General features: G+C 70.1%; 11 protein-coding genes. 6 read left to right on the top strand and 5 right to left on the bottom strand.

What is annotated here, in order from left to right; all coding sequences use genetic code 11:
• Positions 1-398: 398 nt before the first annotated feature.
• The gene (locus ON21_RS04845) at positions 399-1,520 is read left to right on the top strand and encodes a serine/threonine-protein kinase (RefSeq protein WP_039795753.1); all 1,122 of its coding nucleotides are present in this window, start codon (positions 399-401) and stop codon (positions 1,518-1,520) included.
• 42 nt (positions 1,521-1,562) lie between these two features.
• Here the strand turns inward: ON21_RS04845 and ON21_RS04840 are convergent, their stop codons facing one another.
• Together ON21_RS04840 and ON21_RS04835 are read right to left on the bottom strand one after the other, a co-directional pair.
• Complete coding sequence (locus tag ON21_RS04840) at positions 1,563-2,198, bottom strand: response regulator (protein ID WP_086006359.1); 636 nt, start codon at positions 2,196-2,198, stop codon at positions 1,563-1,565.
• 95 nt (positions 2,199-2,293) lie between these two features.
• Positions 2,294-3,613, bottom strand: coding sequence for a PspC domain-containing protein (locus ON21_RS04835; RefSeq protein WP_083880392.1), 1,320 nt, complete (start codon positions 3,611-3,613; stop codon positions 2,294-2,296).
• A gap of 219 nt (positions 3,614-3,832) precedes the next feature.
• On the opposite strand from ON21_RS04835, the gene ON21_RS04830 reads away from it, so the two are divergent.
• The 3 genes from ON21_RS04830 to ON21_RS40560 all read left to right on the top strand — a co-directional run bounded on the left by ON21_RS04830 (position 3,833) and on the right by ON21_RS40560 (position 5,864).
• Complete coding sequence (locus ON21_RS04830) at positions 3,833-5,443, top strand: PspC domain-containing protein (protein ID WP_063821016.1); 1,611 nt, start codon at positions 3,833-3,835, stop codon at positions 5,441-5,443.
• Positions 5,436-5,654 carry a hypothetical protein gene (locus ON21_RS04825; RefSeq protein ID WP_039795747.1) on the top strand — a complete coding sequence of 73 codons (219 nt, stop codon included), beginning with the start codon at positions 5,436-5,438 and terminating at the stop codon, positions 5,652-5,654. The genes ON21_RS04830 and ON21_RS04825 overlap by 8 nt, the downstream gene beginning before the upstream one ends.
• Before the next feature lie 75 nt (positions 5,655-5,729).
• A complete protein-coding gene (locus tag ON21_RS40560) occupies positions 5,730-5,864 on the top strand; it encodes a hypothetical protein (protein WP_281032642.1) in 135 nt (44 codons plus the stop codon).
• Positions 5,865-5,923: 59 nt separating this feature from the next.
• Here the strand turns inward: ON21_RS40560 and guaA are convergent, their stop codons facing one another.
• Complete coding sequence (gene guaA, locus ON21_RS04820) at positions 5,924-7,498, bottom strand: glutamine-hydrolyzing GMP synthase (protein WP_039795745.1); 1,575 nt, start codon at positions 7,496-7,498, stop codon at positions 5,924-5,926.
• A 119-nt stretch (positions 7,499-7,617) separates the two neighbouring features.
• Between guaA and ON21_RS04815 the strand changes: the two genes are divergently transcribed.
• The gene (locus ON21_RS04815) at positions 7,618-8,418 is read left to right on the top strand and encodes an alpha/beta fold hydrolase (protein WP_039795743.1); all 801 of its coding nucleotides are present in this window, start codon (positions 7,618-7,620) and stop codon (positions 8,416-8,418) included.
• A gap of 16 nt (positions 8,419-8,434) precedes the next feature.
• Here ON21_RS04815 and ON21_RS04810 read toward each other — a convergent pair whose 3' ends face one another.
• Entirely contained in the window at positions 8,435-9,598 is a 1,164-nt protein-coding gene (locus tag ON21_RS04810; protein ID WP_039795741.1) for a GuaB3 family IMP dehydrogenase-related protein, read from the bottom strand.
• Between the two features lie 296 nt (positions 9,599-9,894).
• Complete coding sequence (guaB, locus tag ON21_RS04805; protein WP_174372124.1) at positions 9,895-11,439, bottom strand: IMP dehydrogenase; 1,545 nt, start codon at positions 11,437-11,439, stop codon at positions 9,895-9,897.
• A gap of 224 nt (positions 11,440-11,663) precedes the next feature.
• Between guaB and ON21_RS04800 the strand changes: the two genes are divergently transcribed.
• Positions 11,664-12,077: a DUF5319 domain-containing protein gene (locus ON21_RS04800; protein WP_039795739.1), complete on the top strand. Its 414-nt coding sequence runs from the start codon at positions 11,664-11,666 to the stop codon at positions 12,075-12,077.
• Positions 12,078-12,118 lie beyond the last annotated feature (41 nt).

Raw genomic sequence — 12,118 nt, 5'->3', positions numbered from 1 at the left:
AAGGGTTCGGCGGCCCCGTGTCGCGGCCACGCGGGCGCGACCCGGCCCAGAGCGGAATCTGCGCAGGCCCGAGGCTCCCGGACGTCGATGCGAGAGACAGTGCGGGCAATCCCGCGAGAGCCCTCGCTTCGCGCCCGCAGCCCGTCGCCGGGAAAGCCGTCGGCGCGGCACGCGGCCGCCGCCGGCAACCTCGCCGCAGCTTTCCCTCTGCCCGCCGCGCGGCTCGTCGGACGGGATCCGGCGCGCGCCCGGCTATCCCGCCCGGCACCGATTCATCGGTATGGTATGCAGCACACATCCGAACCCGGAGCGGGCGTGGCACATAGCAGTGCCTCATGTCCGCCTATACGCGAACACGAATCAGGCCAGCTAGCCCCATTTTCCGATACCCTGCACCCGTGACCGAACGCGCTCGTCCCACTGTCGGCCCCCAATATCTCGTCGCAGGCCGTTACCGCCTCCAGTCGAAGCTGGGTGGCGGCGGTATGGGCGCGGTATGGCTGGCACACGACCGCCTGCTCGACCGGGACGTCGCGATCAAGCAGGTGCTCACCACGGCCGGGCTCGGCGAGGCCGAAGCCGATGCGGTCCGCAACCAGATCATGCACGAGGGCCGGGTCGCCGCGAAACTCTCGCACGACCACGCGATCGCCGTGTACGACGTGGTGCTCGAGGCCGGTGAGCCCTGGCTGGTGATGGAGCACCTGCCCTCCCGCAGTGTCGCGAAGGCGCTCGCGCTGGTCGACACGCTGCCGCCGATCGAGGTCGCGCAGATCGGCGCCCAGGTCGCCGACGCGCTGGCCGCCGCGCACGCGGTCGGCATCGTGCACCGGGATATCAAGCCGGGCAACATCCTCGTCGCCGACCGGGGCCCCGGCGTGGGCATGGCGAAACTCAGCGACTTCGGCATCTCCCGTGGTGCGGGCGATCTGCTCGACGAACCGGACGGCGTGATCACCGGCACCCCCTCCTACCTGCCTCCCGAGGTCGCCCGCGGAGCGCAACCGACCAAGGCCAGCGACGTGTTCTCCCTCGGCGCCACGCTCTACACCGCGATCGAAGGACAGCCGCCGTACGGCTTCGACGAAGACAGCGACGTCATCGTGCACCGCGCGGCCATGGCGCAGATCATCCCGCCGACCCGCAGCGGCATGCTCACCCAGGCGCTGCTGCACATGATGGAGCCCGCGCCGCAGCGCCGCCCGACCATGGCCGAGGCGCGCGACGAAATCCTCACCGCCGCTTTCGGTCCCGGCACCGGACCGTACATTCTCGGCGCGCCGGTCCGCACCGAGGACGGCACCATCCCGTTCTGGGCCGCACGCAACTCGGCGTCCGGGATCCGCAGCCCGCACTCCACGCCGCTTCCCCGCCCACAGCGCAACCTCGCCGGGGCGGCCGCGGCCACACCCCCGCAGCGCACCAAGAATTCCCAGCCGGGCAACGCCCCCTTGGCCATCGCCGTGGGACTGCTGATCGGCCTGGTCATCATCATCGGGATCATCGTCGCCGTCCTCTGACGCCGACGCTTCCGGCCGCGGGTACGCGCAACCGAACGGCGGTCAGTCGATGCGGCGGCGGTGGGCCCATCGGGTCAGGGCGTTGCGGTTGGACTGCTGGGTCTTGCGCAGCACGTTGGAGGCGTGCGTCTCCACGGTCTTCACCGAGATGAAGAGGGATTCGGCGATCTCGCGGTAGGTGTAGCCGCGCGCGAGCAGGCGCAGCACCTCCAGTTCGCGCGGGGTCAGGGAATCGAGTTCGGGGTCGAGGGGCGGCTCGGGCACCGGGGACCTCCCGGTGAACGAGTCCAGTACGAACCCGGCCAGGCGCGGGCTGAAGACCGCATCGCCGCCCGCCACCCGGCGGATGCCGTCGGCCAGCTCGGCTCCCGAAATCGTCTTGGTGACATACCCTCTGGCCCCGGCCCGGATCACCGCGATCACGTCCTCGGCCGCGTCGGACACACTCAGCGCCAGGCACACCGGCCCTGGCTCGATACCCGCCAGCACCGCCACCCCACCGCCGTCGGGCATGTGCACATCGAGCAGGACGACGTCCGGACGTTCGGCGTTGATCCCGGCCACCGCTTCCGCGACCCCGCCTGCTTCCCCGACCACCTCCATGTCCGTCTCGCGGCTCAATTCAGCACGCACACCCGACCGAAAAACGGCGTGATCATCGACGAGAAAGACCCGCACGGTCACCTACTTCTCCTAACCGACCCATGACCCCTCACCCGTACCACACTCGTCCCCCACGCGCTTCGCATCCCGCGCGGGCGCGCACCGCGCGCCTAGTTCGCGGCCCGAGCGGGCTCTTCGTCCGCGGTGGCGCAGCCGGAATCGGTCCGCGGCATGGTGATTCGGACCTCGGTGCCGCGACGCGGCGTCGACAGGATGTCCACTTGGCCGCCGCGGCGCTCGATCCGGCCGCGAATGGACTTCGCCACGCCGCGGCGATCCTCCGGCACGGACGCGAGGTCGAAGCCGCAGCCGCGGTCACGGACGAAGATGCTCACCTGATGCGGCTCGACCTCGGCGAACAGGTCGATCTCCGGCACACCCGCGTGCTTCGCGGCGTTGACCAGCGCTTCCCTGCTCGCGCCGAGCAGCGCGGTGAAGTGTTCCTTCGGCAGACCCGATCCGGAACCCTCGACGTCCATCGATACGTCACCGACGGTCACCGGCGCCACCTTCACGCCGTGCTGGTCCTCCACCTCGCCCGCGATGGTCCGCAGGGCCGCGGCCAAGCTCGACTGGGCGGGGCCGGAATCCTCGAACAGCCACTTCCGCAGCTCCCGCTCCTGGCTACGGGCCAACCGCAGCACCTCCTGCGGGTCGTCGGCCTGCCGCTGGATGAGCGCGAGTGTCTGGAGCACGGAATCGTGCAGGTGCGAGGCGATCTCCTCGCGCTCCTCGTTGCGGATGCGGGCGGCGCGCTCGGCGTTCAGCGCGCGCATCATGCGCAGCCACAGCGGGACCGTCAACAGTCCCGCGCCGATCAGCGTGACCGCCACCGCCAGCAGCGCCGATCCGATCGAACTCAGATTGATCCTGGCCAGCACCACCACCCCGAGACCGGCCACGATCAGCGTCGCACCGGCGACGATGCGCGACCAGGTGACCACCGAAGGACGCGCCGGCAACCCGAGCAGCGAACGCGGCCCGTCGACGTCGTACTCCCGCCACACCAGCGCCGCGCCGACCGCCACCACGATGATCGGCGCGATCACCTTCGCCGCGGTCCCACTGAACACCCAGGACACGGCGATCGCGAGCCCGAGCCCGAGCATCGCGAGCCCGATCGCCTGCCGCCGCTCCGCACCGGAGGGTTTCGCCTGATCCGACCCGCCGGGCGTGAAGATCCACAGCAGCCCGTACGCGACGATGCCCGCCCCGGCCAGCGCGGACAGCAGCACGAACGCCATCCGCACCTTGAACACGTCGACGCCGAGATGGTCGGCCAGACCGCCCGCCACTCCGCCGACGACTCGTCCGCCCGACCGGCGGACCATCCGCGCCTGCGGCGGCCAGGGGACCGGCGCGGACGCGGGTCCCAGCCCACGGGCGGCATCGAACCCCCGGGCGTCGAAGGCGGGAACAGACGGGTACATGTCTTCGATACTGGCACGGCGACGAAGCTGCCAGCATCGGGATTCACCCTGATCTTGCGCGGCCACACCCGCGCCGACCAGGGCCGACACGATCCGACCCGACCGAAGTCGTGCATAGCTGAAAGTTTGCTGCATCATCGGATCGGTCCAAAGTGTTCAGGCTGTTTTTCAGGGTTACCCCCGATGCGCCGAGTCCGCGATCGGCACACCATGGGAAACATGACGAAAACGAGCTTCGGCGACCAGGTCCAGCAGATATGGCAGACCCGGCCGGTCCGATTGCCGCAGCAGGGACCGGTCGCGGGCATCGCGGCGGGGTTCGCGCGCCGCTACGAGATCGATCCGGTGCTGGTGCGCGTCGCGTTCGTCGTCTCGACGATCTTCGGCGGCGCCGGCATCGTGCTCTACCTGCTGGCCTGGCTGCTGCTGAGCGCTGCGGGCGACCAGGCCTCCGCGGCCGAGTCGCTGGTCGGCAAGGGCCACAGCTCGCAGTCGCAGACCAAGACCATCGTGTTGATCGTGGCGCTGGCCATCGCGGTCAGCACGATGGGCCCGGTCGGTGTCGGTCTCGGCGGATCCGGCCTGATCAGCCTCGCCCTGATGCTGGCGGGCTGGTGGATGCTGCACCTGCGCACCCCGAATCCGCCGCCGGGAACCACCGATGTGTTCGGCGGATTCGCCCCGGAGAGCGGGATCAACGCCACGGGCTACCCCGGCGCGGTCTTCCCCCCGGGCACGACCCGGACGGTCGGCGATCTCTACGTGCCGCCCACCACCATGTACACGCCGTATACGAAACTGCCGGATTCCTACGTCCCGGAGACGCCCGCGCCCGCCGCGGACGGCGCAACGGTCCCGCTGCACAAGCCCGGGGCCGAGGTACCGGACGAAGCGGCGAAGCCCGCTGGCGATCCACCCGCCACCGTCGGCGATCAGGACGCACCGGCGGCCGACATCGGTCGGACCGATTCACCCGGTTCTGACGGCGAAGCCGGATCGGGCAAGGCTCACACTGTCCGAGCCGATTCGGAGGGCAGCGAACCGGGCACGACGATGTCACCGTCCGACGGCCCGGTCCCACTCGGCAAAGACCTTCCGGCACTCGGCCGCGCTGCGAACCCGTATGGCCCCGCAGCCGCGCACCCCGCGATCATCGGCGGCCCGACCCCACCGTCCTGGGACCCGCTCGGCGTCGCGCCACTCGCCTGGGACCTGCCGGAGCCCACCCCGGAACGCACTGTCGTCGCACCGCCGCAGAAGCGTCCGCGCTCGCGCCTGACGCCCGTGGTGATCGGCTCGGCCATCCTCGCGGCGGCCGGCGCGGGTGCGGCGGCGGCCTCGGGTGTGGAATGGATGACACCAGGCCGCATCGCCGCGGCGGCACTGGCCGTGATCGGCCTCGGCCTGGTGCTCGGCGCGTTCCTGCGGCGCGGCTACGGCCTACTGGTGCTCACCGCACCGCTCGCCGGGTTCGTCCTGCTTGCCTCCGCGGTCGGTCCGGTCGAATTCGACAAGGACCTGGGCGACCGCACCTGGGCGCCCGCCTCCGTCGCCGATCTGGCCCCGAACTACCAGCTGACCATGGGTACCGGCACGCTGGACCTGCGGTCTGTGAAACTGACCGAGAACCGCACCGTGGACATCGACGTCCGGATGGGCGAAGCCCACATCCTGCTGCCCGCGGACATGACCGTCCGCACCCGGTGCACGGCGACGATGGCCGAGGCCCTCTGCCCCGAGGGCATCAGCGGCCCTGCGACTCCGGGCGCGCCGGTGCTGGATCTGAACGTCGACGTCCGCGTCGGAAACGTGGAGGTGCAACGTGGCTGAGAACGAGAAGAAAGAGTCCACGCAGTCCCACCGCGGCCCCGCCGCCTCGCTGCTCATCGCGGGACTGCTGTCCCTCGCGATCAGCGTGTGGGCTTTCGTCGGCCCGGCGTCCTGGCCCGCGGCCAGCATGATCCCGATCGGCTGGATCGTCGTGCTCGCCGCGATCGTCATCGGCATAGTGCTGGTGATCTCCCCCCGCGGACGACCATGAGCACGCGGCCCGTCCATCCCGGACGGGCCGTTTCGCGTTCACAGCCGCACTCCCCTTCGTACGACAGGACACCGCATGAAGCGCGACGAACCCACCGAACAGAGACCACCCGCCGCCCGGACCACACCACCGGATCCCCGCCCCGGCGCCACGAACGGCGCGCTGCTCGGCCACCTGATCCTGCACAGCGCTTTCCATCGTCCCCGCTGATCTCTCCGCGGATTCGATGACGGCGGCGAGCAGTTACCGCCCGCCGGGCACCCGGGAGATCACTCCCACTCGATGGTGCCCGGCGGCTTGCTGGTCACGTCCAGGACCACGCGGTTGACCTCCGCCACCTCGTTGGTGATCCGGGTGGAGATGCGCTCCAGCACCTCGTAGGGCAACCGGGTCCAGTCGGCGGTCATGGCGTCCTCACTGGAGACCGGGCGCAGCACGATCGGGTGACCGTAGGTGCGGCCGTCGCCCTGCACGCCGACGCTGCGGACCTCCGCGAGCAGCACGACCGGGCACTGCCAGATCTGCGCGTCCAGACCCGCCGCCGTCAGTTCCTCGCGGGCGATGGCGTCGGCCCGGCGCAGCGTCTCCAACCGGTCCGCGGTGACCTCACCGACGATGCGGATGGCGAGGCCTGGACCCGGGAAGGGCTGGCGGGCAACGATTTCCTCCGGCAGCCCGAGCTCGCGTCCGACCGCGCGGACCTCGTCCTTGAACAGCAACCGCAGCGGTTCGACGAGTTCGAACTCCAGATCGTCGGGCAGACCGCCGACATTGTGATGACTCTTGATGTTCGCGGTGCCGCTGCCGCCGCCGGACTCCACGACGTCCGGATAGAGCGTGCCTTGCACCAGGAACTCGACCTTCGGCGTCGCGCCGTCGGCCTCGCCGTGCTCGAGCACCACCTCGCCCACCGCGTCCTCGAAGGAGCGGATGAACTCCCGCCCGATGATCTTGCGCTTCTCCTCGGGGTCGGTGACGCCCTTCAACTCGCCGAGGAACTTGTCGACCGCGTCGACGGTCACCAGCTTGGCGCCGGTCGCGGCGACGAAATCCTGCTGCACCTGCTCGCGTTCCCCGGCCCGCAGCAGGCCGTGGTCGACGAAGACACACGTCAGCCGGTCGCCGATGGCGCGCTGCACCAAGGCGGCGGCGACCGCGCTGTCCACCCCGCCGGACAGCCCGCAGATCGCGTGCCGGTCACCGATCTGCTCGCGGACCGAGGCGATCAGCGAATCGGCGATGTTCGCCGGAGTCCAAGTGGAGGGGATACCGGCGAGCTCGTGCAGGAACCGGCTCAGCACCTGCTGACCATGCGGCGAATGCAGCACCTCCGGGTGGTACTGCACACCGGCCAACCGACGCGCGCGATCCTCGAAGGCGGCGACCGGGGCGCCCGCGGTGGTGCCGGTGACCTCGAAGCCCTCCGGCGCGTCGGTGACCGCGTCGCCGTGGCTCATCCACACCGGCTGAATGGTGGGGAGGCCGCCGTGCAGCAAACCGCCATCGATGTTGAGTTCGGTGCGCCCGTACTCGCGGGTGCCGGTGTGCGCGACCGTGCCGCCCAGCGCCTGGGCCATCGCCTGGAAGCCGTAGCAGATGCCGAAGACCGGCAGCCCCAGATCGAACAACCGCGGATCCAGCCGCGGCGCGCCCTCGGCGTACACGCTGGCCGGGCCGCCGGACAGGATCACCGCGAGCGGCTGTTTGCCTGCGATCTCCTCCACCGTCGCGGTGTGCGGGACCACCTCCGAGTACACGCTCGACTCGCGAACCCGTCGCGCGATCAGCTGGGCGTACTGTGCTCCGAAGTCGACGACGAGGACCGGTCTCTGGGTTTGTGCCACCCGCCCAGTTTAGTGAGCGGCGAAACGAGCGAATCATCGGCACAGCGCCCCCGCATGCGAGGCGAGCCGCCCGCCCGAATCGTCACCGACGGCCGGGCTCGCTGGTTATCCTTCTGCTCGTGCCCTTCGCCCGCGCGATCGATGCCGACATCCATTACGAGGACAGCGGCGGGGACGGCCCGGTGGTACTCCTGGCGCACGAGTTCTTCATGGACCGCACCATGTTCGCCGCCCAAATGGCCGCGCTCGCACCGGAATTCCGGATCGTGTCCTGGGATGCCCGCGGCCACGGCCGCACCAGGGACGAGGGCCTACCCTTCACCTATTGGACCGCGGCCAGGGACGCCCTGACCGTGCTCGATCATCTCGGCGCCGAGCAGGCCGTCGTGGGCGGCACCGCGCAGGGAGGTTTCACGGCGCTGCGCACGGCGTTGATCGCGCCGGAACGCGTCTCCGCGCTGATCCTGATCAGCACCGAAGCGCACGGTCCCACCCCGGAGCAGTCCACCGCCACGCAGAAGTTCCTCGACGAGTGGTACGACGACGGCTCCCGCGAACGGGCCGTGCACCAGCTCGCTTCCTGGCTGATCGGCGACGACGAGTGGTACCGCTCGATCTGGACCCAACGCTGGCTGGTGCGCGACCGCCGCGGCATCGAAGTGGCCGCGGGCTGCCTGCTCAGCCGGGATTCGGTGCTGGACCGCCTCCGCGAAATAGCTTGCCCCGCCTTGGTGATCCACCCGACGCACAGCGGCATGGACCGCGGGCGCGCCCAAGAGCTGGCCCGGGGGTTGTCCGGCGCCACGTTCATCGAGATCGCCGAAGCCCGACTCGCGGTGACGATGACCCACGCCGAGCCGGTGAACCACGCGATCCAGCAGTTCCTGCGCGCCCGGACGAAACCGACCCGCGTGCGCTGAACGCTCAGGCCTACCTTCAAGCGCGGACGCTCAGGCCCACCTTCTGGAACTCCTTGAGGTCCGAGTACCCGGCCTTGGCCATCGAGCGACGCAGCCCGCCGACGAGATTCAGCGACCCGAACGGATCGTCGGACGGGCCGAAGAGCACCCGCTCCAGGCTCGGGCGCACCTGGTCGCCGACCGGCTCGCCACCGAGATCCCACGGATCCTCGACGTGCAGCATCGACCCGCGCGGCACCGACGGGTGGGCGGCCGCCGACGGCCAGTACCACCCGCGGCCGGGCGCCTCCGCCGCTACGGCGAGCGGAACCCCCAGCATGGCCGCGTCAGCGCCGCAGGCGATCGCCTTGGCCAGCTGCCCGGAGGTGGTGATGTCGCCGTCCGCGATGACGTGCACGTAGCGACCGCCGGTCTCGTCCAGGTAGTCGCGGCGGGCGGCGGCGGCATCCGCGATCGCGGTGGCCATCGGCACGCCGATGCCGAGCACCTCGCCGGTGGTGGTCGCGCCGGGGTAGGAGCCGTAGCCGACGATCACGCCCGCCGCGCCGGTGCGCATCAGGTGCAGCGCGGTGCGGTGATCGCTCACGCCACCCGCGACCACGGGCACGTCCAGTTCGGCGATGAAGGTCTTGAGGTTCAGCGGCTCACCGTCGCCGACGTGCTCGGCGGAGATGATCGTGCCGTGCACCACGAGCAGGTCGATGCCCGCCTGCAGCAGCGCCGGGGTGAGCGTGCGCGCGTTCTGCGGGCTCACCCGCACGGCCACGGTGACACCGGCGGCGCGAACCTGCGCGACCGCGGCGGCGAGCAGATCCGGCTGCATCGGCGCGGCGTGCAACTCCTGCAAAAGCGCCACGGCGCGCTCGTAGCCGCCCTTGCCGACCAGCTCGAGCAACTGGTCGATCTTCGCGCCGACATCCGCGTGCCGTGCCCACAGTCCCTCACCGTTGATCACGCCGAGCCCGCCGAGGCGGCCGAGCTCGATGGCGAACTCCGGCGACACCAGGGCGTCGGTGGGATGCGCGAGAAACGGGATCTCGAAGCGGTAGGCATCCAGCTGCCAGGACAGCGAGACCTGCTTCGACGAGCGGGTCCGGCGCGAGGGGACGATGTCGACGTCGTCCAGCTCGTAGGTACGCCGGGCGGTCCGGCCCATGCCGATCTCCACCATGTCGCGCACGCGAAATCTCCTTAATTTTTGGCAGCGCCTGCGGCGCTGCGTGTTCGCGGCCCTCTTGTGGCTCGCGTTCCAGCGGTCGAGACTCGCGCCTGCGGCGCATGCGCTTCGACCGCTGGAACGCGAGCCGGGCCGCGAACGGGCGCTCGTAAGACTCGCGCCTCCAGTGGTTACTTGTGGGGGCAGGTGGGGCAGCACGGAACGCGCCACCGACTGCCGCACGGCTCGCACACCGCCACAGCCGGTGGGCGAGCTCCATCATGCACGGACCGGTTGGTCCCGTACATGAACCTAGTGGGCTAAGCCCGTCCGGTGTAGTTAGGGGCCTCGACAGTCATGGTGATGTCGTGCGGGTGGCTCTCCTTGAGACCCGCCGCGGTGATCTGCACGAACTGGGCTTCCTGCAGATGCGCGATCGACTGCGAGCCGGTGTAGCCCATGGCGGCGCGCAGGCCGCCGACCAGCTGGTGGATCACCTGGTTGACCGGGCCGCGGAACGGCACCCTGCCCTCGATGCCCTCGGGGACCAGTTTGTCCTCGGCCAGGACGTCGTCCTGGAAATAACGGTCCTTGGAGAACGACTTCGCCTGGCCGCGGCCCTGCATGGCGCCCAGCGAGCCCATGCCGCGATAGCTCTTGAACTGCTTGCCGCCGACCAGGATCAGCTCGCCGGGCGACTCGGCGGTGCCCGCGAGCAGCGAGCCGAGCATCACCGTGGACGCGCCCGCGGCGATGGCCTTGGCGATGTCGCCGGAGAACTGGATGCCGCCGTCGGCGATCACCGGGACGCCCGCGGGCTTGCACGCGGCGACCGCCTCCAGGATTGCGGTGATCTGCGGCGCGCCGACACCGGCGACCACGCGGGTGGTGCAGATCGAGCCGGGGCCGACGCCCACCTTGACCGCGTCCGCGCCCGCCTCGACGAGCGCCGCCGCACCCTGGCGGGTGGCCACGTTGCCGCCGACCACCTGGATCCGGTCGCCGACCTCGGACTTGACCTTGGTCACCATCTGCAGCACCTGCGCCTGGTGACCGTGCGCGGTGTCCACCACGAGCACGTCGACGCCCGCGTCGGCCAGCGTCATGGCTCGCGACCAGGCGTCCTCGCCGACACCCACTGCGGCGCCGACCAGCAGGCGGCCGTCGCGGTCCTTGGTGGCGTTGGGGTACTGATCGGTCTTGACGAAGTCCTTGACGGTGATCAGGCCGCGCAGGCGCCCGTTGCCGTCGACGATCGGCAGCTTCTCCACCTTGTGCCTGCGCAGCAGTCCGAGCGCGGCCTCAGCGGTGACGCCCTCCTGCGCGGTGATCAAGGGGGCCTTGGTCATGACGTCGGCGACACGGCGGTTCTGGTCCACCTCGAAGCGCATATCGCGGTTGGTGATGATGCCCACAAGCGCACCGGTCTCGTCCACCACGGGAAGACCCGAGATGCGGAACCTGGCGCACATCGCGTCGACCTCGGCGAGCGTATCGGTCGGACGGCAGGTCACCGGGTCGGTGACCATGCCTGCCTCGGACCGCTTGACCGTCTCCACCTGGGAGGCCTGGTCGGCCGTCGAGAGGTTGCGGTGCAACACGCCCATGCCGCCCGCGCGGGCCATCGCGATGGCCATCCGCGCCTCGGTCACCGTATCCATGGCCGAGCTGACCAATGGAGTGCGCAGGCGGATCTCCCTCGTCAGCAAGCTGGAGGTTTCCACGGAACTGGGGATGAGATCCGAGGCGGCAGGCAGCAACAGCACATCGTCGAATGTGAGGCCGAGCATGGCGATCTTGTTCGGATCGTCGCCACCCGTAGGAGGGCGGACTGCGATTCGTTCGCCCGATACGGGATTACTCATTCGGATCGACCCCTCCTGGACGTCGATAGCGACCGGCGCCGGCGTAACCGGCGCCGTGACGGCTGATGGGATGGACGTGGTTCGGCGGCGGTGCGATCGGTACCCGCCGTAGCCTGTGCTCCATGGTATCTGTCCGGTGAACTCGCCGACGAAGTGAGCCCACCACCGAAACTGGCAGGCCGCATCGCTGGCGCAGACCACCCTGTTCTGCGTACCGTGGGGATGTGCGTGACCATCTACCACCTGGCTTGCCGCCGGATCCGTTCGCCGGAGACCCCTCCGACCCGTCCGCCGCGCTCGATGCCATCGAGCCCGGCGAACCGCTGGATCCCCACGAGCGCCTTGCGGTCGAGGAGGATCTCGCCGACCTCGCGGTGTACGAGGCACTGCTGGCCCACCGCGGCATTCGCGGACTCGTGGTCAGCTGCGAAGACTGCAGGCAGGACCACTACCACGACTGGGACATGCTGCGCGCCAACTTGCTTCAGCTGCTGGTCGACGGCACGGTCCGCCCGCACGAGCCCGCCTACGACCCGACGCCGGAAGCGTATGTCACCTGGGACTACTGCCGGGGTTACGCGGACGCTTCGATGAACGAGGCTTTCCACGGCGACGGATTCGACGGATTCGACGGCTGATACCGGCCCGATCGGGTCGCACGCGGGCCTCCCGAGGTCCG

Origin of the sequence: Nocardia araoensis NBRC 100135, from assembly GCF_000308435.1 — a bacterium.
Taxonomy (GTDB): Bacteria; Actinomycetota; Actinomycetes; order Mycobacteriales; family Mycobacteriaceae; genus Nocardia; species Nocardia araoensis.
This window is presented reverse-complemented; position numbering and strand designations above follow the sequence as displayed.

Excerpts from the sequence above, each read along its gene's own strand:
- ON21_RS04835 (WP_083880392.1), bottom strand. The coding sequence starts at position 3,613 with ATGTACCCGTCTGTTCCCGCCTTCGACGCCCGGGGGTTCGATGCCGCC.
- ON21_RS04830 (WP_063821016.1), top strand. The coding sequence starts at position 3,833 with ATGACGAAAACGAGCTTCGGCGACCAGGTCCAGCAGATATGGCAGACC.
- ON21_RS40560 (WP_281032642.1), top strand. The coding sequence starts at position 5,730 with ATGAAGCGCGACGAACCCACCGAACAGAGACCACCCGCCGCCCGGACC.
- guaB (WP_174372124.1), bottom strand. The coding sequence starts at position 11,439 with ATGAGTAATCCCGTATCGGGCGAACGAATCGCAGTCCGCCCTCCTACG.